The 21809-nt window shown below is 73.1% G+C and carries 19 protein-coding genes and 1 pseudogene; 11 read left to right on the top strand and 9 right to left on the bottom strand.

Features of this window, described 5'->3' with window-relative positions; all coding sequences use genetic code 11:
• The first annotated feature begins 68 nt into the window (after nucleotides 1-68).
• The 7 genes from OO62_RS12405 (at nucleotide 69) to OO62_RS12430 (ending at nucleotide 6251) form a co-directional block, all read left to right on the top strand.
• Nucleotides 69-716 carry an amino acid ABC transporter permease gene (locus tag OO62_RS12405; RefSeq protein ID WP_033267394.1) on the top strand — a complete coding sequence of 216 codons (648 nt, stop codon included), beginning with the start codon at nucleotides 69-71 and terminating at the stop codon, nucleotides 714-716.
• Nucleotides 717-816: 100 nt separating this feature from the next.
• Nucleotides 817-1752 (top strand): amino acid ABC transporter permease, encoded by a 936-nt coding sequence (locus OO62_RS12410; protein ID WP_033267395.1) that lies wholly within the window; start codon nucleotides 817-819, stop codon nucleotides 1750-1752.
• Nucleotides 1753-2244: 492 nt separating this feature from the next.
• Nucleotides 2245-2610 (top strand): hypothetical protein, encoded by a 366-nt coding sequence (locus tag OO62_RS12415; RefSeq protein WP_033267396.1) that lies wholly within the window; start codon nucleotides 2245-2247, stop codon nucleotides 2608-2610.
• A gap of 422 nt (nucleotides 2611-3032) precedes the next feature.
• Complete coding sequence (locus tag OO62_RS12420) at nucleotides 3033-5174, top strand: FAD-dependent monooxygenase (protein WP_078617134.1); 2142 nt, start codon at nucleotides 3033-3035, stop codon at nucleotides 5172-5174.
• Complete coding sequence (locus OO62_RS41525) at nucleotides 5167-5253, top strand: putative leader peptide (RefSeq protein WP_310719366.1); 87 nt, start codon at nucleotides 5167-5169, stop codon at nucleotides 5251-5253. The genes OO62_RS12420 and OO62_RS41525 overlap by 8 nt, the downstream gene beginning before the upstream one ends.
• Nucleotides 5254-5331: 78 nt before the next feature.
• On the top strand, nucleotides 5332-5874 hold the full coding sequence (locus OO62_RS12425; protein ID WP_033267397.1) for a cupin domain-containing protein: 543 nt from the start codon (nucleotides 5332-5334) through the stop codon (nucleotides 5872-5874).
• Complete coding sequence (locus tag OO62_RS12430; RefSeq protein WP_033267398.1) at nucleotides 5871-6251, top strand: rhodanese-like domain-containing protein; 381 nt, start codon at nucleotides 5871-5873, stop codon at nucleotides 6249-6251. The genes OO62_RS12425 and OO62_RS12430 overlap by 4 nt, the downstream gene beginning before the upstream one ends.
• A 455-nt stretch (nucleotides 6252-6706) precedes the next feature.
• Here OO62_RS12430 and recX read toward each other — a convergent pair whose 3' ends face one another.
• From recX to OO62_RS12450, 4 genes are all read right to left on the bottom strand, one after another.
• Nucleotides 6707-7372: a recombination regulator RecX gene (recX, locus tag OO62_RS12435; protein ID WP_033267399.1), complete on the bottom strand. Its 666-nt coding sequence runs from the start codon at nucleotides 7370-7372 to the stop codon at nucleotides 6707-6709.
• 6 nt (nucleotides 7373-7378) lie between these two features.
• Nucleotides 7379-8512, bottom strand: coding sequence for a recombinase RecA (recA, locus tag OO62_RS12440; RefSeq protein WP_033267400.1), 1134 nt, complete (start codon nucleotides 8510-8512; stop codon nucleotides 7379-7381).
• A gap of 248 nt (nucleotides 8513-8760) precedes the next feature.
• Complete coding sequence (locus OO62_RS12445; protein WP_051733044.1) at nucleotides 8761-9972, bottom strand: AI-2E family transporter; 1212 nt, start codon at nucleotides 9970-9972, stop codon at nucleotides 8761-8763.
• 266 nt (nucleotides 9973-10238) lie between these two features.
• Nucleotides 10239-10433 carry a DUF3046 domain-containing protein gene (locus tag OO62_RS12450; RefSeq protein WP_033267401.1) on the bottom strand — a complete coding sequence of 65 codons (195 nt, stop codon included), beginning with the start codon at nucleotides 10431-10433 and terminating at the stop codon, nucleotides 10239-10241.
• A 78-nt stretch (nucleotides 10434-10511) separates the two neighbouring features.
• On the opposite strand from OO62_RS12450, the gene OO62_RS12455 reads away from it, so the two are divergent.
• Nucleotides 10512-11435, top strand: coding sequence for a hypothetical protein (locus OO62_RS12455; RefSeq protein ID WP_033267402.1), 924 nt, complete (start codon nucleotides 10512-10514; stop codon nucleotides 11433-11435).
• A gap of 23 nt (nucleotides 11436-11458) precedes the next feature.
• On the opposite strand, the gene OO62_RS12460 is transcribed toward OO62_RS12455, so the two are convergent.
• From OO62_RS12460 to OO62_RS12470, 3 genes are all read right to left on the bottom strand, one after another.
• The gene (locus OO62_RS12460) at nucleotides 11459-11767 is read right to left on the bottom strand and encodes an AzlD domain-containing protein (protein ID WP_033267403.1); all 309 of its coding nucleotides are present in this window, start codon (nucleotides 11765-11767) and stop codon (nucleotides 11459-11461) included.
• Nucleotides 11764-12534, bottom strand: coding sequence for an AzlC family ABC transporter permease (locus OO62_RS12465; RefSeq protein WP_033267404.1), 771 nt, complete (start codon nucleotides 12532-12534; stop codon nucleotides 11764-11766). The genes OO62_RS12460 and OO62_RS12465 overlap by 4 nt, the downstream gene beginning before the upstream one ends.
• Nucleotides 12535-12649: 115 nt before the next feature.
• Nucleotides 12650-13558 (bottom strand): AraC family transcriptional regulator, encoded by a 909-nt coding sequence (locus tag OO62_RS12470; RefSeq protein WP_078617135.1) that lies wholly within the window; start codon nucleotides 13556-13558, stop codon nucleotides 12650-12652.
• Nucleotides 13559-13685: 127 nt separating this feature from the next.
• Here OO62_RS12470 and OO62_RS12475 point away from each other — a divergent pair, with 127 nt between their 5' ends.
• The 3 genes and pseudogenes from OO62_RS12475 to OO62_RS36435 all read left to right on the top strand — a co-directional run bounded on the left by OO62_RS12475 (nucleotide 13686) and on the right by OO62_RS36435 (nucleotide 20255).
• A complete protein-coding gene (locus tag OO62_RS12475) occupies nucleotides 13686-18476 on the top strand; it encodes an Lhr family helicase (RefSeq protein WP_033267405.1) in 4791 nt (1596 codons plus the stop codon).
• 116 nt (nucleotides 18477-18592) lie between these two features.
• The gene (locus OO62_RS12480) at nucleotides 18593-19411 is read left to right on the top strand and encodes an Fpg/Nei family DNA glycosylase (protein WP_033267406.1); all 819 of its coding nucleotides are present in this window, start codon (nucleotides 18593-18595) and stop codon (nucleotides 19409-19411) included.
• A 32-nt stretch (nucleotides 19412-19443) separates the two neighbouring features.
• Nucleotides 19444-20255 (top strand): annotated as a pseudogene (locus tag OO62_RS36435) (SDR family NAD(P)-dependent oxidoreductase).
• 408 nt (nucleotides 20256-20663) lie between these two features.
• Here the strand turns inward: OO62_RS36435 and OO62_RS12490 are convergent.
• Nucleotides 20664-21137, bottom strand: a complete 474-nt coding sequence (locus OO62_RS12490) for a Dps family protein (RefSeq protein ID WP_033267407.1) — start codon at nucleotides 21135-21137, stop codon at nucleotides 20664-20666.
• 226 nt (nucleotides 21138-21363) lie between these two features.
• Nucleotides 21364-21747: a helix-turn-helix domain-containing protein gene (locus OO62_RS12495; protein WP_033267408.1), complete on the bottom strand. Its 384-nt coding sequence runs from the start codon at nucleotides 21745-21747 to the stop codon at nucleotides 21364-21366.
• Nucleotides 21748-21809: the final 62 nt, after the last annotated feature.

A 21809-nucleotide genomic window follows, 5' to 3' on the forward strand; every position in this document is an offset into this window, starting at 1 on the left:
CGCGCTGTCTTCCCCCGCCCGGCTGCCCCACCTGCCGTCGACCTGATGACCGCTACTGCGGAGACCCCATGAACGTACTCCTCGATTATCTGCCCGAGTTCCGGGACGGATTCCTCGGCACGCTGGCGATCACCGTGTCCAGCGCCCTGCTCGCGCTGGTGCTCGGCGTGCTCATAGCCGGTTTCCGGGTCTCCCCGATCCCGCCGCTGCGCGCCTTCGGGACGGCCTGGGTCACGGTGCTGCGCAACACGCCGCTGACGCTGCTCTTCCTGGTCGCGTTCTTCGTCGTGCCGCAGATCCTCTTCCAGGGCGCGAGCCCGTTCGTGCTCGCCACGCTCGCGCTCGGCTTCTACACCTCCTCCTTCGTCTGCGAGGCGGTGCGGTCCGGCATCAACACCGTGCCGATGGGGCAGGCGGAGGCCGCGCGCAGCCTCGGCATGACGTTCTCCCAGACGCTGCGCATGATCGTGCTGCCGCAGGCCACGCGCACCGTACTCCCGCCGCTGAGCAGCATCTTCATCGCGCTGACGAAGAACTCCGCGATCGCCGGCGCCTTCAGTTACAGCGAGCTGTTCAACGTCTCCAAGCTGCTCAACGACAAGGGCTACGCGATCGCCTGGATCTTCCTGTGGGTCGCCCTCGCCTACCTCATCATCACCTTCACCATCAGCGGTCTCTTCCGGCTGCTGGAGCGCCGGATGGGGGTCGCCCGATGAGCGAACGCGACGTGGAGGTCCCCACGGCCGACGGCTGGGGCAGGAACAGCATGACGGGGACGCCGCGCGCAGGCGGGACGGAACGAAGCGAGGTAGTGGCATGAGTGGGGCCAGCGTTCTCTACGACGTACCGGGACCGAAGGCGAAGGCGCGCAACCGCCTCTACACGGTCATCGGCTCGCTCGCGGTGCTGGGGCTGATCGCCTTCGTCGTGCTGCGGCTGAGCGCCAAGGGCCAGTTGGAGCCCGAGGTGTGGAACATCTTCAACAACGCCGGTGTGCGCACCAATATCCGCGACGGCGTGCTGACGACACTGCAGGTCTTCGCGGTCGCAGCCGTGCTGTCCCTGACTCTGGGCGTGCTGCTCGCGGTGGCCAGGCTGTCGGACCACAAGCCGGTCCGCTGGTTCGCGACCGGATTCATCGAGCTCTTCCGCGCCGTACCGCTGCTGATCACGATCTACGCGCTGTGGGTGATCCTGCTCAGCAACCGCGAGAGCCTCGGCCTGACCGAGAGCCAGCCGCAGTTCTGGGCGCTGGTCATCGGGCTGACGGTCTACAACGGTTCGGTCCAGGCCGAGGTGCTGCGGGCCGGCATCGACTCCGTGCCGAAGGGCCAGCGCGAGGCTGCCTACGCGCTGGGCATGAGCAAGACCCAGGTCATGACGACGGTGCTCATTCCGCAGGCCGTCCGGGCGATGCTGCCGACGATCATCAGCCAGCTCGTGGTGACCCTGAAGGACACCTCCCTCGGCTACATCATCACCTTCGAGGAACTGCTCTTCACCGCTCGCCTGATGAGCACCAACATCATCGTCAACGGCAACGACACCTACGTCCCGGTCATCATCGTCACCGGCACCATCTACGTCGCCATGTGCCTGGTGCTGTCCGCCCTCGCCAACTGGATCGAGGCGCGCGGCCGACGGGCCAAGACCGGCATCGGGGTCACCGCGGCCGGTGAGCCGGTGGCGGCCACCGACGCGCTGGAGGTTGCCGACGCGGCGCCCGGCGGCCCGGCGGACCAGAAGGGTTAAGAGGTCCCTTCTCATGAAGGGGACTTGTCAGTGCCCGGCGCATAACGGTCCTCCTGCTGCGACGCGTGCCGGATGAGTTATGCCTGGGGAGCCGCCGACGGACGTGAAGCGTCCGTCGGCGGCGGGCGTGCTCTCATGAACGAGCCCCATCGGGCTTCCCCCATGGCCCCGTGGACCAGCGCGGGGCAACTGCCAACGGCTTTACCTTCGTTGCGAGCACCCGGCCGAGGATTTCCAGTCGCGCTGTGTCGTAGCGGCGGCCAGGCCGCCTCAAGGTGATTGCCGACTCACTTGCTTTGTACTGCATGAGGTGGTCGGAGCGGATGAATCTCTCGGAAGACATCTTCGGCGTTCCGGACTGTGCGGTTCCCGTCACGGGACCGTCACCGGCGCGTAAGGGGACAACCAGCCCTCTGCGGTCGGCCATATCGTGTGCGGGAGCCTGAGCGAACACACGTTCTGGGTAAGTGATGAGCGAAAGAGATTCTTCGAATGAAGCGCAAGTTCAGCACGGCGGCCGTGCTGGGGCTCACCGCCAGTGTCGCCCTCGGCATGGTCACTGCAGCGCCGGCGCAAGCCGCGCCTGTACCCGGCTTCAAGGGCGGCACGGTGCAGTGGTACGCGAACGGCGACACGGTAACGGTCCGCGACACCAAGGCTGACGGCTACGCGTTCGAGGTGTCCATATCCGTGCACGACACCTCGGGTTCACACATGAGGAGCTGCGACACCTCGGGCTACGGCCAGACGAAGACGTGCCACTTCGACTACCCCGAGGGCCAACAGCTCGAGATCACCGGCCTCCTGAACGGCAAGGGCGCCATCCACTGGGCGGGCACGGCGTACGTCAAATCCTGACCACCGAGGACAGTCCGCAGCGGGTTTGACGGCCCGCTTGGCTGCTTGAGTGCGCCTCAAGCGATTGCCTCATTGCGCACTGCCCGTGTGCGTGTGCTCCACCTGTGGAACCAGGTCGGAGTGCGGGCCCGAGGCCGACTCCACCGCACCATCTTTGACGCGCTGAGAGCTTGGGCTGAGGGGACCATTCAGGAACAAGACCTGACGCGGCTCTGCGCACGGCCGGGCGGCTCCCGTCGTACGGTGGCCGCCCCGCGCGGCTGATACCGGACCGTCCGGAGGCGGTGGCAACGGCGCCACCGCCTCCGTCACTTGACGCGAGCGGCCGCAGTGGGTTGCATACGCTGTGTGATCACGCACCGGGCTCCAACTGCCAGTTTCCGCACGTCCCGTACGCACCAGCGGCCCCAGGGAGCGGCGCCGTGGACCCGGTGATCGTGGTCGGGGCCGGCCCGGTCGGCCTCTCGCTCGCCCTCGCCCTCGCCCGGCTCGGCGTCCCCTCCGTCGTCCTCGACGAGACCCCCGGCCAGGAGGAGACCCGCCCCGCCCGTACCGCCGTGCTCCGTCCGGACACCGCAGCCTTCGTCGGCCGGCTCGGCTGCGCCGACGCCCTGGAGAGCGCCGGCACCCGCTGGACGGCCTGGCGCATCATGCGCCGCCGGCGCCTGGTCGAGCGCGTCGCCTTCGCCCCGCGCACCCCGGACGACGCGGCCGGCCCCGCCCCCGCCTCTCCGGTCCACCTCCCCCAGCACGCGCTCACCCGCGCCCTGCGCACCGCACTGGCCCGCGAGAAGCTCGCCGAGGTCGTCATCGGCAGCCGGCTCGCCGACCTCGAACAGGACGAGCACGGCATCAGCGCCCACACCCGCGGCCCCAACGGGACGTGGTGGCGCGGGAGTTACCTCATCGGCTGCGACGGCCCCCGGTCGACCGTCCGCAAGCTGCTGGACATCCGCTTCCCGGGCCGGACGGCCGTCGAACGGCACGCGGTCGCCGCGCTGCGCTGCGAACTTCCCTGGCCCGGCGAGGCCCTGCTGCACCGTTCGCCGCCGCGGCAGGGCGGCGGGCCGGGCAGCGAGGTCTCCGCCCGGCCGCTGGCCGACGGCCTCTGGCGGCTGGACTGGCTGCTGCCACCCGGGCGCGAACTGGTCACGCCGGACGCGCTGGTGGCGCGGATCCGCGACTCGCTGGCCGGCTGGAGCGGCACGTCCCCGGCCGAACCGGGCACCGGAAGCACCGGGACCGGCCCGGACGGGGACGGCAACCGGTGGCACGGCCCGGGCCGGCTGGTCCCCCCGTACGAGCTCCTCGACACCGGGGTGCACACCGTCCACCACCGGCTCGCCCGCCACTGGCGGCAGGGCCGCGCCTTTCTCGCCGGGGACGCCGCGCATCTGCTGGGCGCCCTCGGCACCCAAGGGCTGGACGAGGGGCTGCGGGACGCCGAGAACCTCGCCTGGAAGCTGGGACTGGCCTGGCACCATGGCGCCTCGGAGCTGTTGCTCGACAGCTACCAGGCCGAACGCCGCGGCGCCGTCGCGGCCCGGCTGCGCGCGGCCGACCAGGCACTGCCGCTGCTGCGGGACGGCCGCTCGGTCCGCTGGCGCACGGTGCTCCCCGGTGCCGCGCGCGGCCGCAGCACCCTGCTGACCGACGGCCACCTGGGCCGCGGCCCGCTGGGCGCGCCCCCGGTGTATGCCCGCACGCCGCTGGCGCCGCCCGCCGGACCTGCGGACGGCCCGCTCGTCGAGACGGTGCCCGGGGCGCCGGTCGTGGATGTGGCGGTGACCGCGTCCGACGGCTCGGTGGTCCGGCTGCACGACCGTCTCGGGCAGGGCCTGCTGGTGCTCCTGGTGGCTCCCGGCACCACCGTCTGGGACCGCCGGCACTGGCAGTCGGCGGGCCTGATGCCCCGCCTGACCAGCGCGGTCGCCGCCCTGCCGATGTCGGCCGAGCTCCTGGTCACCGAGTCCTACCCGGGCGCGGCCGCGCACACCGTTCTGCTCGTACGCCCCGACGGCCATCTGGTCACGGCACTGGCCGGCGTCCGCCCGGAGGAGATGACGGCGTGCGCGGAGGCCGTACGGGGCGGCGCCCACGGCCGGGGAGCGGGCGCGGCCCGCCGGGCCGGCTCCGAGGGCGCTCCGGTACGGCCTGCGGGGGCCGGTGGGCCTGCAGGGATCGGTGGGCCTGCGGGACCGGGTACGTCCGGTACGTCTGGTGCGGCGCCGGAGATTGGCAGGTCTGATTCATCCGATGTGCTCGATAGCTCTGATGCGTCCGGTGCATTCGGTGCGTCCGGTGCGTCCGGCGCATCCGGTGCATCCGGTGCGTCCGATGGAGCGGAGCGCGGCGGGTCCGGAGAGGGGACGACGGGGGCGGACGGGGCAACGGACGCGGGCGGAGCCACGGGAGCTGGCGGAGCCACGGGAGCGAGGTGGGCGGCGGAAGGCCGTAACGGAGGGGCAGAGGGAGGCGGAACGACCGGCTCGGCCGGGACGGCGGGTGCGCCTTCCCCGGTTGACCCTGTGGGAACGTCCATGCTTCACTCCGAGAGTGACTGATCACAGCTCGCGGTTCTGGCGGAGGGTCCATCTGGACCTGGTCCGCTATGCGGGCTGCATGTGTCGTCCGTTCTGTTGATCCGCATCTTCTTCCCCGCGCGGCCGCCTGCCCTTGTCCGGCAGCCGCGCCTCTTCGCGATCACTCAGGACGGTTTCCGTGCCAGACGTACGTACCGCCGCGCGCCCGCAGGCGACCGGCACTGACGGCGGGCCCAGCGCCGCCGATCTCCTCGACTTCGCCCGCCGCACCGCCGCGGACGCGGCGCTCATCGCCTCACTCCCGCTCGACCCCGAAGGCCGCACCTGGATCCGGCTGAACGGACCGGGCGGCAGCGAGGCATGGCTGATCAGCTGGCCGCCCGGCACCGGCACCGGCTGGCACGACCACGGTGGCTCGCGCGGCGCCTTCGCGGCGGCCAGCGGCGAGCTGACGGAACAGTCGCTCGCCGTCCAACTGCCCACCGAGGGCTGGAAAACGCTGGAACTCGCCGACGGCGTGGACCGGCAGCGCAAGCTCAGCGACGGCCGCGGCCGGGCGTTCGGTCCGCACCACGTCCATGAGGTGCTCAACACCTCGCAGGACACCCATGCGGTCTCGGTGCACGCCTACTATCCGCCCCTGCCGCTGATGCGCCGCTACAGCCGCACCGGCCCACTGCTGCGCCTCGAAGAGGTCGAGCGTCCGGAGGAGTGGACGTGAGCGCCATCGACGAACTGCTCGCCCGGGCCCGGCAGGAGCTGGGCCCCCGGGTGACTCCCCAGGAGGCCGCCGCCGTACAGGAGGCCGGCGGCCTGCTGGTCGACATCCGGTACGCGCAACTGCGCGAGCGCGACGGCACCATCCCCGGCGCCCTGATCGTGGAACGCAACGAACTCGAATGGCGCCTCGACCCCACGGGCGCACACCGCGCCCCCGAGGCGACCCATCACGATCTGCCGGTGGTCATCATCTGCAACGAGGGCTACGCCTCCACCCTGGCCGCCCTCTCCCTCCGCCAGCTGGGCCTCCACCGGGCAACCGACCTCACCGGCGGCTTCCAGGCATGGCGAACAGCGGGACTCCCCGTACTTACCTGACCTCCGGCCTCCCCCTCCCCCACCCACCCCCAGCCGCCCCACAACACTCAGCAGCCATGGCCCTGAGCAGCAGCTTCGTGCTCGGTGCCGCAGCTCTCCAGTCAGTCACCCAGCCCCTGAGCGCGCAACTGCCCACACCGGCTCGGACCGACCGCGTCCACGCCCAAGTGGCCACCAGGCATTGACCACCGGGCACCAGCTACCGGCCATCGACCAGCTGGCATTGGACCTAGCCCCCAGCCCTGGGCGCTGGCCACACGCAGCCGCCCGGCCGTCAGCCGCTCAGCGCCATGGCTGCGCTCACCTCACACGGCGCCCGTGGTCCCCCTGCCCCACAGCCACACCCGCCCATGCCCCCATGTCCACGCCACCACCGTCCCGCTCGCGAGCGACATCCGTCCGCCCGCGCCGAGTTGAGGCCGACCGCCCTGGCCGTGGGGTGCGTCGGCGGCCGGTCAGTCGTCCGGCAGGTGGTGGTCCAGCAGCTCCGGGTCCTCGCCTTCCTCCGCCAGGGCCTGTTTGACGACGCGGAGGGCCAGGCCCTCCGGGTAGCCCTTGCGGGCCAGCATCCCGGCCAGCCGGCGGAGGCGCTTTTCGCGGTCCAGCCCTCTCGTGACGCGCAGCTTGCGGTCGACCAATTCGCGGGCGGTGGACTCCTCCTGCTCGGAGTCGAGGCGGCTGACCGCCACGTCGATCAGGGCGGAGTCCACTCCCTTGGTACGCAGTTCCCTGGCCAGGGCCCGCCGGGCGAGGCCACGCCCGTGGTGGCGGGACTCCACCCAGGCGTCGGCGAAGGCCGCGTCGTCGATCAGCCCGACGTCCTCGAAACGGGACAGGACTTCCTGTGCGGCCTCGTCGGGGATGCCCCGCCGGCGCAGGGCGTCCTCGAGTTGCTTGCGCGTACGCGGATTCCCGGTGAGCAGGCGCAGGCAGATGGCCCGCGCCTGCTCCTCGGGCGTACGCGGTGATCCCGACTCGGCCCTCGACGAGGAGGGACCACCGCTGTCCTCATGGCCGCCCCGGCGGCCCTCACGGCCCCCGCGGCCCCTACGGGTCTCGGCGTCACCGGCAGCGTGCCTGAACTCGCCCTCGCTGGCCGGCCATTCCGTTCGCCGTGTCATGGCGGACTAGCTCTTGGCCGCGGTGGCCTTGGAAGCCTTGGCGCCCTTGGCCGCCGGTGCCGGAGCCGCGGCCGCGGTGGCGGTCGCCGGGTCGGCTGCGGCACCCGCGGCGTCCGCACCGGGCTCCGCGGCGGTCTCCTGCGGCTTCACGCCGATGCCGAGCTTCTCCTTGATCTTCTTCTCGATCTCGTTGGCGAGATCCGGGTTGTCCTTGAGGAAGTTGCGGGCGTTCTCCTTGCCCTGGCCGAGCTGGTCGCCCTCGTACGTGTACCAAGCGCCGGACTTGCGGATGAAGCCGTGCTCCACGCCCATGTCGATCAGTCCGCCCTCACGGCTGATGCCCTGGCCGTAGAGGATGTCGAACTCGGCCTGCTTGAAGGGCGGCGAGACCTTGTTCTTGACGACCTTCACGCGGGTGCGGTTGCCGACCGCGTCCGTGCCGTCCTTGAGGGTCTCGATGCGGCGGATGTCGAGACGCACCGAGGCGTAGAACTTCAGCGCGCGGCCACCGGTCGTGGTCTCCGGCGAGCCGAACATCACGCCGATCTTCTCGCGGAGCTGGTTGATGAAGATCGCGGTGGTCTTGGACTGGTTGAGCGCGCTGGTGATCTTACGGAGCGCCTGGCTCATCAGCCGGGCCTGGAGGCCGACGTGCGAGTCGCCCATCTCACCCTCGATCTCGGCCCGCGGCACCAGGGCGGCGACGGAGTCGATCACGATGAGGTCGAGCGCACCGGAGCGGACCAGCATGTCCACGATCTCCAGGGCCTGCTCGCCGTTGTCCGGCTGGGACAGGATCAGGGAGTCGGTGTCCACACCGAGCTTCTTGGCGTACTCGGGGTCGAGGGCGTGCTCCGCGTCGATGAACGCGACCGAGCCACCGGCCTTCTGCGCGTTCGCGACGGCGTGCAGCGTCAGGGTCGTCTTACCGGAGGATTCCGGGCCGTAGACCTCGATGACGCGGCCGCGGGGGAGGCCGCCGACGCCGAGGGCCACGTCGAGCGCGGTGGATCCGGTGGGGATGACCTCGATGGGCTCCTTCGACCTCTCCCCCATGCGCATTACGGCGCCCTTGCCGAATTGCCGTTCAATCTGTGCGAGCGCGGCGTCCAGCGCCTTCTCGCGGTCAGTGCCTGCCATGGGTTCCACCCGATTTGCTTGAGTCGATCGCTTCACGTCCATGACGCTAACGCCTGCCACTGACAATGCGCCCGGACCCGGCTCCAGCCTGTGGATAACTTCGGGAAAACCCCGAGAACACAGGCCGGATCTCCCATGAGAATGGATGTTCGATTTTGCTGTCAAGCGACCCGCCCGCCCGTGTCCGGCGGTGGCGCGGCGCGGGCGAGCGGGCTCCGGAACGCTTCACCGGGCCCCCGGCCGAGGACTCAGCGGTCGCCCTCGCGGCCTTCGCCGCCGTCGTCCGCGCTCCCGGCCACGTCCGCGCTCCGGGCGACGTCCGGCGTGCGGTCCCTCAGCGGGGCCGCCGGCGGTTCGGTGCGCAGGGCCCGGCGGGCGCGGGTCAGCAGACCGGCGACGCGCCGCCGGCCCCGGCCGTTGACCCGCAGGTCGCCGGGGACCTCGTAGCGCTTGACGTACGCGCCGAGGAACGCCTGCAGCGTCGCCGTGGCCGGGATGGCGATGAGTGCGCCCACCGCGCCCATCAGGGCCGTGCCCGCGACGACCGACCCGAAGGCGACGGCGGGGTGGATGTCCACCGTCTTGGCGGTGATCCGCGGCTGCAGCAAATAGTTCTCGAACTGCTGGTAGATCACGACGAAGGCGAAGACCCACAGCGCGTGCCACGGGTCGACGGTGAACGCGATCAGGATGGGCAGGGCGCCCGCCAGATAGGTGCCGATGGTCGGGATGAACTGGGAGACCAGGCCGACCCACATGCCCAGCGCGGGCGCGTACGGGACACCCATCAGCTCCAGCAGGATGTAGTGCGAGACGCCGGAGATCAGCGCCATCAGGCCGCGGGAGTAGAGGTAGCCGCCCGTCTTGGCGACCGCGATCTCCCAGGCGCGCAGCACCTCGGCCTGGCGGTGGGGCGGCAGGACCGAGCACAGCGCGCGGCGCAGCCGGGGGCCGTCGGCGGCGAAGTAGAACGAGAACAGGGCCACCGTCAGGAGGTTGAACAGGCTGCCCAGCACCGTCGCGGAGACGGCCAGGACGTTGTTGGCGCTGTCCTGCACGTACTTCTGCAGCCAGTCGGAGCGGAGCAGGTTGTTCTGCACCTCCACCCGGGAGAGGTGGGTGTGCAGCGTGCTGTTGATCCAGCTGATCACGGAGTCGAGATACTGCGGAAACTCCTCGACCATCGTGGCGATCTGCCCGGCGAGCATGGAGCCCAGCAACGCGAAGAAGCCCGCCGCGGCGACGAGGATGCCCAGGAAGACCAGGCCCGTGGCCAGCCCGCGCCGCATGCCACGGGCCGCCATCCAGTCGACGGCCGGCTCGACGGCCAGCGCCAGGAAGAACGCGATCAGGACGTTCAGCAACAGGGTGATCAGCTGGTGGAATCCCCAGATGGCGAGCTGGTAGCAGGCCACCAGGGAAAGCGCGAGCACCATGGCGCGCGGCAGCCAGCGCGGCATCGGCGCATCGGACCGGCGCTCCGGCCGGTCCGCGGGCCGCTCCTCGGGCCGTGGGACGTCGTTGCTGGTGATCTCATCAGAAACGGGCACGCTGCCCAGTGTCGCGCACCGCGCCGACAGTCCCGGTCACGAGCCGTGCCGACCCGTCTGCCGGGCGGACCGCCACGGTGCCCACGGACGATCTCCTCCGTCGTCCGCTCCGGCTCCTCCGTCCGCTCCGGCCCCGGTCTCCCCGTCCGCTCCGCCCCGCGCCGCGGGCGCCCCGCTCAGCGCTTGTCGGACGGCACGTTCATCACGGAGCAGACCACCCGCCACACCTCTTTGGCGCCCCAGCCCGCGTCCAGCGCCTCGTTGACGGTCCGGCCGCCCAGCTCGGACATCACATGATCGCGCGCGAAGGAGTCGGCGTAGGCCGCACCGAAGTGATCCGCCATCCGCTCCCAGAAGACCGTCAACCGCATGCCTCCAGTATCCCGCCCTGGGAGGGCAGCGGGGCACGAGCCGGTGCCACCGGGAGATTTCCGCCCTACGGTCGGGCCATGGCCGAAAACGTAAGCCCCTCTTCGACCCCTCTGGCGCGCGCCGAGCGCTTCGTCTGGCTGACCGCCAGGGTGCTCGAGCAGCGGCTCTTCGAGTACCACTTCCTCGGCGGCGGGGCGGACCCGGTCGAGACCGCGCTGAGCGCGTACCGCAACGACGACGACGGCTACGGCCACGCCCTGGAGCCCGATCTGCGCGGCCCGGTCAGCCAGCCGCTGCACACCGCGCACGCCCTGAAGGTCCTCGATCTGATCGGGCGCTGCGACGGCCGCCAGGTGGAGCGCATCTGCCGCTATCTGACGAAGATCTCGACCCCGGAGGGCGCGCTGCCGGCGCTGCACCCCTCCCTGCGCGGCTATCCGGCCGCGCCGTGGATCCCGGTGGTCGACAATCCGCCCAGCGCGCTGCTGGCCACCGGCCCGGTGGTGGGGCTGCTGCACCGCAACGAGGTCTGGCACGCCTGGCTGTTCCGCGCCACGGACTACTGCTGGGCGACCGTGGAGTCCCTGAAGGAGACCCACCCGTACGAGGTCGAGGCGGCGGTGGCCTTCCTGGACGGCGCCCCGGACCGGCCGCGGGCCGCCGCGGCGGCCGAGCGGCTGGGCCGGCTCGTACGGGAGCAGGGGCTGGTCCTGCTGGACCCGGACCGCGCCGCCGACGTCCCGGTGGCGCAGGGGTACGCCCCCGGAGAGCACCACCTGGCGTACGACTTCGCGCCCGCGCCCGGCTCGCTGGCCCGCGGCTGGTTCACCGACGAGGAGATGGCCCGGGCGCTGGACCATCTGTCGGCGCTCCAGGAGGAGGACGGCGGCTGGCCGATCAACTGGCGCGCGTGGGCACCGGGGACGGCACTGGAGAGCCGCCCGATGGTGACGCTCAAGGCGCTGCTCACCCTGCGGGCGTACGGGCGGCCGCTCGACTGACCACCGGGCCGGCCCGGGTGCGGTCACCCGCCCAGTGCCCGCACCCCCGCGGTGACGACCACCGCGACCCCGACGACGAGCAGGAACGGTGCGCGCAGCACCAGCGCCACGGCCGCGGCGGCGACCCCGGCGGCCTTGGCGTCGAGCATGATCTGCCCGCCGTCGCTGAAGGTCTGCTGGGCGGTGAGGGCGGCGAGCAGGGCCACCGGGAGCAGCGCCGCCAGCCGTTTGACGAGCGGGCGCTCCAGTACGCCGGAGGGGGCCGACAGGCCCAGGTACTTGACCAGGTAGCAGCCGACGGCGGTGACGGCGATCGCGATCCAGACGTTCATGACCGGTCCTCCCCGGTGGCGGTGCGGTTCTTCGTGGCCCGTTCGCGGCGTCCCTGGACGACGAGGACGGCGGGCGCGGCGAGCGCCGAGAGCAGCACGGGTACGCCGGTGGGCAGCAGCGGCAGCGTCACCATGACCAGGACGACGGCCAGACCTGCCGCCACGCGCTCGACGGCGGTCCGCAGCATCGGCGCGAGCAGCGCCAGGAAGACCGCGGGGCTGGCCGCGTCCAGGCCCCAGGCGTCGGTGTCGCCGAGGGCCCCGGCCCCCAGGGCGCCGACGAAGGTGGTGAGGTTCCACAGGGCGTAGAGGGTCAGCCCGGTGACGGTGAAGCCCAGCCGGGCACTGCGGCGGTCGGGCTGGGCCAGGGTGACGGCGGTGGTTTCGTCGATGACCCAGTGGGCCGCCAGGGGCTTGACGGTGGCCCGGTAGCCGAGGACGGCGGAGAGCCGCAGCCCGTAGAACGCGTTGCGGACTCCCAGGAAGAAGGCCCCGGCCGCGGCGGTCAGCGGGTTGCCGCCGGCCGCGAGGGCGCCCACCAGGGCGAACTGCGAGGCCCCGGTGAACACCAGGAGGCTGAGGGCGCAGGTCTGCAGGAGGCTGAGGCCGGCGCCGGCCGAGGTCACGCCGAAGGCGAAGCCGGAGAGGCCGACGGCGACGCCGACGCCGAGGGCGTCCCTGATCACGGCGGAGTCGGGCTTCGCGGGGGCGGCCGGCTCCGGTGGAACCGGCCGCTCCGTGCTGCGTATCTCTGTCTGTTCTGACACGCCTCGGACCCTAGGAGCGCGGGCCCGTCACGGTCTTGTACGTTCTTGCGCCACCGCCCCACCGGGCCCACGCGTCGCCACGCCACCGCGCCGTCCGACGCCCGCGCGCCCCCTCCTACGCCGAACGCTCCCGCCGATAGGCGCCCGGTGGTACGCCCACGATCCGGGTGAAGTGGCGGTTCAGGTGGGGCTGGTCGCTGAAACCCACCGCCAGGGCGGTGTCGACGGGAGAGGTGCCGGCCTCCAGGAGCCTGCGGGCCCGGCGGACCCGGGCGTCGGTCAGCCAGGTGTGCGGGGGCATGCCGTAGGCGGCCTTGAAGGCCCGCAGCAGCGCGAAGGGGCTGGTGCCCAGCTCCTGAGCCAGCGCTTCCAGGGACGGCGGGGTGGCCATCCGCTCCTCCAGGACGGCCCGGGCGCGGGCGGCGGTCCGTGCGCCGGCGCTGCGGGGCGTACGCGACGGGAGCGGGCCCCCGTAGTGGCGCAGCAGCCGGGCGACGGCGATCCGCAGCAGGCTGTCGGCAGCGAGGGCGTTGCCGCCCTCGGCGGCCCGGTGGACCTCGGTGATCATCCGGGCGAGCTGCGGGTTCTCGGCGACGGTCTCGGTGAAGCCCGCGGTGCCGCGCAGGGCGGTGGTCTCCTCGGCGATCTCCGCGACGACCTCGGCCGACGGGTAGAGAGTGGCGTACGCCCAGCCTTCGGGGGCGCCGGCCCGCGCGGTGTGGGCGACCTCCGGGTTGATCATGATGATGCCGCCGTGGCCGGCCCGGACGGTGCCCTTCTGGAGGCCCACCTCCTCGATGCCGGAGGTGACCGCGCAGACGACGTAGCCGTCGTGGGCGTGGCGGGGGAAGGAGTGCCGGACGTAGCGGGCGCGCAGCAGGTCGAGGCCGGGCAGCCCGGCGTACCGCCAGTGCCGCGCCCACTCTCCGCGCGCCCGCGGGGTGGCGTCCGCCGTCGGGGCGGGCAGGGCCTCGGCGGCCGCCGCGTCCCCGTCCGCCGTTCCCCTTCCCGCGCCCGTGGTCATGCGCCCATTCTGCGCCCGCCCAGGGGCCCCGCGACCAGCGCGTCCGGGGTGTGGACGGCCCGCGCGGGGCCCGGCCGGCGGGCCGCGCGGGGCCGCGTTGTCAGTGGTCCGGTGCACGATGGGGAACATGGCCAAGGCAGCGCTCGACTCGTTCTCCCCCGCGACCCGCGGATGGTTCGCCGGGGCGTTCAGCGCGCCCACCGCGGCGCAGGAGGGCGCCTGGCAGGCGATCGGGGCGGGTTCGGACGTCCTGGTGGTGGCGCCGACGGGCTCCGGGAAGACCCTCGCCGCGTTCCTCGCGTCGCTGGACGCGCTGGCGAGCACTCCGCCGCCCGCGGAGCCGAAGAAGCGCTGCCGTGTGCTGTACGTCTCACCGCTGAAGGCGCTGGCCGTCGATGTGGAACGCAATCTGCGCAGTCCGCTGACGGGCATCCGCCAGGAGGCGGTCCGTCGGGGGCTGCCGGAGCCGGAGATCACGGTCGGCATCCGTTCCGGCGACACCCCGCCCGCCGAGCGCCGGGCGATCGCCAACCGCCCGCCGGACATCCTCATCACGACCCCCGAGTCGCTGTTCCTGATGCTGACGTCGTCGGCCCGGGAGGCGCTGGCCGGCGTCGAGACGGTGATCCTGGACGAGGTTCATGCCGTCGCCGGCACGAAGCGCGGGGCCCATCTGGCGCTGTCCCTGGAACGGCTCGACGAGCTGCTGGACCGCCCGGCGCGCCGGATCGGGCTGTCGGCGACGGTGCGCCCGGTGGAGGAGGTGGCCCGCTATCTGTCGCCGCGGCGCCGGGTGGAGATCGTGCAGCCGCCGTCGGGGAAGCGCTTCGACCTCTCGGTGGTCGTCCCGGTGGAGGACATGGGCGAGCTGGGCGGCGCACCGACCCAGGAGGGCGAGGGCGGCGAGAAGCCGTCCATCTGGCCCCAGGTCGAGGAGCGGATCGCCGATCTCGTGCAGGCCCATCGCTCCACGATCGTCTTCGCCAACTCCCGCCGGTTGGCGGAGCGGTTGTGCAACCGTCTCAACGAAATCGCCTACGAGCGGGCGACGGGTGAGGCCCTGCCCGAGCACCACTCCCCCGCGGAGCTGATGGCCGAGGCCGGTGCCGCCAAGGGGGCGCCGCCACTGCTGGCCCGTGCGCACCACGGCTCGGTGTCCAAGGAGCAGCGCGCCCAGGTCGAGGAGGACCTGAAGGCGGGCCGGCTGCCGGCGGTGGTCGCCACCTCCAGTCTGGAGCTGGGCATCGACATGGGCGCGGTGGATCTGGTCGTCCAGGTGGAGTCGCCCCCGTCGGTCGCCTCCGGTCTGCAGCGGGTGGGCCGGGCCGGGCATCAGGTCGGCGCGGTCTCGACGGGCATCGTCTTCCCCAAGTACCGCGGGGATCTGGTGCAGGCGGCCGTGGTCACCGAGCGGATGCGCTCGGGCGCCATCGAGGCGCTGCGGGTGCCCGCCAATCCGCTGGACGTCCTCGCCCAGCAGCTCGTCGCCATGACCGCGATGGACACCTGGGACGTGGAGGAACTGCTGACCGTCGTGCGGCGGGCCGCTCCGTTCGCCGCGCTCCCCGAGTCGGCGTACACGGCCGTGCTGGACATGCTCGCCGGCCGCTATCCGTCGGACGCCTTCGCCGAGCTGCGGCCGCGCCTGGTGTGGGACCGCGTCGCGCAGACCGTCACGGGCCGCCCTGGGGCGCAGCGGCTGGCCGTCACCTCCGGGGGCACGATCCCCGACCGCGGCCTGTTCGGGGTGTTCCTGGCGGGCGGCGACGGCAGGGGCGGCGGCCGCCGGGTGGGCGAGCTCGACGAGGAGATGGTCTACGAGTCCCGCGTCGGCGATGTCTTCACGCTCGGCACGACGTCCTGGCGCATCGAGGACATCACCCGTGACCGGGTCCTGGTCACGCCCGCCCCCGGGGTACCGGGCCGGCTGCCCTTCTGGAAGGGCGACCAGCTCGGCCGCCCCCTCGAACTGGGCCGTGCGCTGGGCGCGTTCCTCCGCGAGATCGGCTCGCTGGCCCCCGAGGACGCCGGGGCCCGGCTGGCCGCCGCCGGGCTGGACGACTGGGCGGTGTCCAACGTCCTGAGCTACCTCGCCGAGCAGAAGCAGTCCTGCGGCCACGTCCCCGACGACCGCACGATCGTCGTCGAGCGGTTCCGCGACGAGCTGGGCGACTGGCGGGTGGTCATCCACTCCCCCTTCGGGGCGCAGGTCCACGCCCCCTGGGCACTGGCCCTCGGTGCCCGGCTCGCCGAGCGCTACGGCATGGACGCCCAGGTGATGCACGCCGACGACGGCATCGTGCTGCGGCTGCCGGACGCCGACCTCATGGGGCTCGATCTGCTGGACGGGGACGGCGGGTTCGACCCGTCCACCGACCCGGGCCTCGCCGCCCGCGGCACGGAGTACGACCCCGAGCAGTCCCCCGTGGGGGCCGCCGATGTGGCCTTCGACCAGGGCGAGATCGACCAGATCGTCACGGACCAGGTGGGCGGGTCCGCGCTGTTCGCCTCCCGGTTCCGGGAGTGCGCGGCACGCGCCCTGCTGCTGCCGCGGCGCAACCCCGGCAAGCGCACACCGCTGTGGCAGCAGCGGCAGCGCGCCGCCCAGCTCCTCCAGGTGGCCAGTGAGTTCGGCTCCTTCCCGATCGTGCTGGAGGCCGTCCGCGAGTGCCTCCAGGACGTCTTCGACGTACCGGGCCTGACGGAGCTGATGGGCGACATCGCGGCCCGCCGGGTGCGCCTGGTGGAGGTAACCACCCCCGAACCGTCGCCGTTCGCACGCTCCCTGCTGTTCGGCTACGTCGCCCAGTTCCTCTACGAGGGCGACTCCCCGCTCGCCGAGCGCCGCGCGGCCGCACTGTCCCTGGATTCCCGGCTGCTCGCCGAGCTGCTGGGCCAGGCGGAGCTGCGCGAGCTGCTGGACGCCGAGGTGCTCGCGGAGCTGGAGCGCGAGCTCCAGTGGCGCACGGACGACCGGCGGGTCAAGGACGTCGAGGGCGTCGCGGACGTCCTGCGGCTGCTGGGACCGCTGACCGACGCCGAGCTGGTCGAGCGCGGCGCGGATCCGGCCTGGGCCGGGGAGCTGGCCGCCGCCCGCCGCGCCATTGCGGTGCGGATCGCCGGCGCCGAGCACTGGGCCGCGATCGAGGACGCCGGCCGGCTCCGCGACGCGCTGGGCACGGCGCTGCCGGTGGGCGTCCCGGAGTCCTTCACGGAGCCGGTCAAGGATCCGCTGGGTGACCTGCTGTCCCGGTATGCCCGTACGCACGGTCCGTTCACCTCCGAGCAGGCGGCCGCCCGCTTCGGCCTCGGCACGGCCGTCACGGACGGCGCGCTGCACCGCCTCGCGGCGGCCGGCCGGGTCGTCCAGGGCGAGTTCCACCCCGCGGGCATCGGCCAGGAGTGGTGCGACGCCCAGGTGCTGCGCAGGCTGCGGCGGCGTTCGCTGGCCGCGCTGCGCGAGGAGCTGGAGCCGGTGCCGCCGGCCTCGCTCGCCGCCTTCCTCCCCCAGTGGCAGCACGTCGGCCCGCCGCGTCCGGCAACCGTGAGCGGGACACCGGCGCCGCTCGGCGGGGCCTCGCACAGCCTGCGCGGTATCGACGGACTGGTGCGCGCCATCGAGCAGTTGCAGGGCGCGCCGGTGCCGGCCTCCGCGCTGGAGAAGCTGGTGCTGCCGTCCCGCGTCGGCGGCTACACCCCCGCCCTGCTGGACGAACTGACCGCCACCGGCGAGGTGTTGTGGGCCGGCGCGGGCGCCCTCCCCGGCAAGGACGGCTGGCTCTCCCTGCACCTCGCCGACACCGCCCCGCTGCTGCTCCCCCCACCGCTCCCGCTGGAACTGTCCGCCCTGCACGAATCGCTGCTGGCCGCGCTCTCCCCCGGGTACGGCCTGTTCTTCCGCCAGCTCGCCGACCAGGTCCGCGCCACCACCCACCCCGAGGCCACCGACGTCCAACTGGCCGACGCGCTGTGGGACCTGGCCTGGTCGGGGCGACTGACCAACGACACCCTCGCCCCGCTGCGCGCCCTCCTCGGCTCGGGCCGTACGGCGGGCTCGACCGCGCACCGCGCCCGGCGTGCGGTCCCGCGCGGCAGATGGGCGCACCCCCGGCCGGAGTTCGGCGGAGGCTCACTGGGGGCCGCGGGACGTGGCGGCCGCCCGACCGCCTCCCGCTCCGGCCCGCCGACCGTCGGCGGTCGCTGGGCGCTGCTGCCGCACCCCGAAACCGACGCCACGCACCGCGCCCATGCCCTGGCCCGCGCCCTCCTCGACCGGCACGGCATCGTCACCCGCGGCGCGGTGTCCGCCGAGGGCGTCGAGGGCGGGTTCTCCGCCGCGTACCGGGTGCTCGCGGCGTTCGAGGAGTCCGGGCAGGCCCGCCGCGGCTATGTCGTCGAGGGGCTGGGCGCCGCCCAGTTCGCCATGGACGGTGCGGTGGACCGGCTGCGCGCGGTCAGCACCCAACGGGAGCGCACCGCCGGCGACGCCCGGCCGGACGGCGACCCGGGGCAGGCGCGGCGCGGCGGTCCGCAGCGCGCGGTCGTGCTGGCCGCCGCCGACCCGGCCAACGCCTACGGTGCCGCCCTGTCCTGGCCCGACCCGCCCGAGGGCTCGACCCACAAGCCGGGCCGCAAGGCCGGCTCCCTGGTCGTCCTGGTGGACGGCGAGCTGACGCTCTACATGGAGCGCGGCGGCAAGACCCTGCTCGTCTGGCCCCTCGGCCATGATCAGGCGCCCACCGACCCCCGCGTCCAGCTGGCCGTCGAGGCCCTCACCGATGCCGCCCGCGCCGGTGCTCTCGGCACCATCACCACCGAGCGCATCAACGGCACAGCCGCCCTGACGTCCCCCTTCGCCGCCACCCTGGAGTCCGCCGGCTTCCACCCGACCCCCCGGGGGCTGCGCCTGCGCGGCTAACCCTCGCCGGCCCCCTAGCTCGCCCCGCGCGCGGCTCCCGGCTCCCGGCTCCCGGCTCCCGGCTCCCGGCTCCCGGCTCCCGGCTCCCGGCTCCCGGCTCCCGGCATGATGGTGGCATGCCCGAAGGTGACACCGTCTGGCGCTTGGCCCAGCGGCTCAACGAAGCGCTGGCCGGCCACCCGCTGACCCGCTGCGATCTGCGGGTGCCGCGGCTCGCGACGGTGGATCTCGTCGGCCGCGGCGTGCTGGAGGTGACCTCCCGGGGCAAGCACCTCCTCACCCGCTTCGAGGGTGGCCTGACCCTCCACTCCCACCTGCGGATGGACGGCGCCTGGAAGATCTACCGCCCCGACGAGCGCTGGCGCGGCGGCCCGGCCCACCAGATCAGGGCGGTCCTCGGCACCGCCGGGCACACCGCGGTCGGCTACCGCCTGCCCGTCCTCGACCTGCTGCGCACCGACGACGAGCCCCGGGTGGTCGGCCACCTCGGGCCCGACCTCCTCGGCCCCGACTGGGACCCCGAGGAGGCGCTGCGCCGGCTGCTCGCCGACCCCGCCCGGCCCCTCGGCGAGGCCCTCCTCGACCAGCGCAATCTCGCCGGGATCGGCAACGTCTTCAAGTCCGAGCTGTGCTTCCTGCTGCGCGCCTCCCCCTGGCTCCCCCTGGGGGAGCTCCCGGAACCGGCGCGGGCGCCCGCGCTCGCCAAGAAGCTGCTGGAGGCCAACAAGCGGCGCCCCGCCCGTACCACCACGCCCAGCGCCCGCCCCGACCGCCGGCTGTGGGTCTACGGCCGGGCCGGCCGCCCCTGCCTGCGCTGCGGTACGACGGTGTGCGCCGCCGACCAGGACCCCACCGCGGAGGAACGGGTCACCTACTGGTGCCCGGCCTGCCAGCCGGGCCGGCCCACGCCCGGAGACCGGCCGCCCACTTATTGACGCCCCGTCAGATCCCTCCCTGCCCTGGCGCCATGCCGCCTGTCACGGCGTACGACCTCACGGGCCGCACCGCGCTCGTCACCGGCGCGGCTGGGGGCACCTCCCACGCCCTTCAGGCAGTGGGGGAGGGATCGGCCGCGCCACTGCCGCCCTCCTCGCGGCGGCCGGCGCCACCGTCCACTGCGCCGACCTGGACGCCACGGGCGCCGAGGCGACCGCCGCGGCGCTCACCGCCTCCGGCGGCACCGCGTTCGCCCATCCCCTCGACGTCACCCGGCGCGATCAGGTCGCCGCCGTCGTCGAAACGGCCCGCCGTGGCTCCGGCCGCCTCGACGTGATGGCGAACATCGCCGGGATCATGCACTCCTCCCCCGTACTGGAGACCGAGGACGCGGACCTGGACCGGGTCTGGAACACCAACTTCAAGGGCGTGCTGTACGGCTGCCAGGAGGCCGCCCGCGCCATGATCGCCGCCGGGAGCGGCGGTTCCATCGTGACCATGGCCTCCGGCGCGATCGACACCGGCGCCCCCGGCCTGCTCTGCTACGGCGTCACCAAGGCCGCCGTCGTCCAGCTCACCCGGACCCTGGCCACGGAGGCCGGACGGCACGGCATCCGCGTCAACGCCGTCGCCCCAGGCTGGGTGCGTACGGCGATGACCGAGCGGCACTCCGCCGAGGCGCGCCAGCAGGCGGAGCGGCTGATGATCCGGAGGTCACCGCTGGGGCGGGTGGGAGAGCCGGAGGACATCGCACACGCCGTGCTCCACCTGGCCTCGGACGCCTCGTCGTTCACGACGGGCCAGATCCTGCGCCCGAACGGCGGCGTCGCCATGCCCTGGTGAGCGCCCCGCGGACCCGCCGTACCCCCCGCACCCCCCGGACGGCCACGCGCCGCCAGACACCGTCGCTCCGCCCCGTGCACGGCACGCAGTGCACCGGCAGCAGACTGAGCCCCCAGCCGCCCACCACCACGGCCCCCTCGACCACACCCGCCGACTGCGGCCACACCACCAGCCGGACCGCGGCCCACCACCACACCCCTCCGACGAGGACGGCGGATATCCAGCGGCCCGGCACGGCCCGCGGACGCCGGCCGCCCGGCTCACAGGCCGGGGGCCGGTCCGGCCCGCGGGCCGCCGCTCCACGCCACGCCATGGATGCCTCCTCCGGCCGACGCTAGACGGGCCCGCCGTCGGCGGGGAGGGCGCACCGGCGTACTTCCGGCGCGCGGGCGCCACCACGAGCTCCGGTCAGTGATGGGCCTCCGCCTGGAACATCCAGTGGTGCTTCTCCAGGTCGGCGGTGAGGCCGATGAGGATGTCCTGGCTGACCGGGTCGGGCTTGTCGGTGGCGATGATCCGCTCGCGCATCCGGCCGATGACCGCGCCCAGCGCACTCACCATCGCCCGCACCACCTCACCGTCCTTGATCCAGCCGTCCTGCACCTCGGTGATCCCGCTGGTCTTGGCAACGGTGCCGGCCCGGCCGTCCGGGGACACGCCGATCGCGGACGCCCGCTCGGCCACCGTGTCGGTGTGCGTGCGGGCGCTGGCCACCACCTCGTCCAGCTGGAGGTGTACGGAGCGGAAGCGGGGGCCGATGACGTTCCAGTGCACCTGCTTGGCGACCAGCGAGAGATCGATGAGGTCGACGAGGGCTCCTTGCAGCGCGTTCCCGACAACGCTGCGGTCCTCGTCGGACAGCGTGCTCTTGACGACAGACATCCGGTGACTCCTGTTCGGGCGAGTGCTCGGACGGGCAAGGGGCGATCGATCGATGCCGATCGGGGGATTTGTCCGATTTCGCCATCGTACAAATGAATCGTCTGTTCTGGGCGGCCGCGGACCGGCCGAGCACTCCCCCCGCACCACGCCGCCGCTCAGGGGCCGGGCAGCACAGAGCCCCGGCGGGCTGCTGCCCACCGGGGCTCGATGCGTACGAACAGGGGTGTCAGGCCGCGACGACATCCACGACGTCGGCCGGGGACTTGATGGTCACGCGCTCCTCCGGCACACCGGCCAGGGACGTGACGGACACCGAATTGAGCTTCGGCCGCACCGGTGCCGGCACCGGGTCGCTCGCGGCCGCGGACGCTGCCAGCTCCGCGAGCGCCAGCTCGTCGCTGACCTCCCGCATGAGCTCGGACATGCGCACGTCCAACGCGTCACAGATCGCCGAGAGCAGCTCGGAGGACGCTTCCTTCTGGCCCCTCTCGACCTCGGACAAATAGCCGAGCGATACCCGGGCGGAGGAAGAGACCTCGCGCAGGGTTCGGCCCTGGCGCTGACGCTGTCGGCGCAGCACGTCACCCAGCAGGCGACGAAGCAGAATCATCGCTGGCTCCCTCCTCGGACCTCGGATCCGGATCCTTCTCGCCCCACCGTACCGCCTCGGGC

The sequence above is a fragment of the Streptomyces lydicus genome, from assembly GCF_000717345.1.
GTDB lineage: Bacteria > Actinomycetota > Actinomycetes > Streptomycetales > Streptomycetaceae > Streptomyces > Streptomyces lydicus.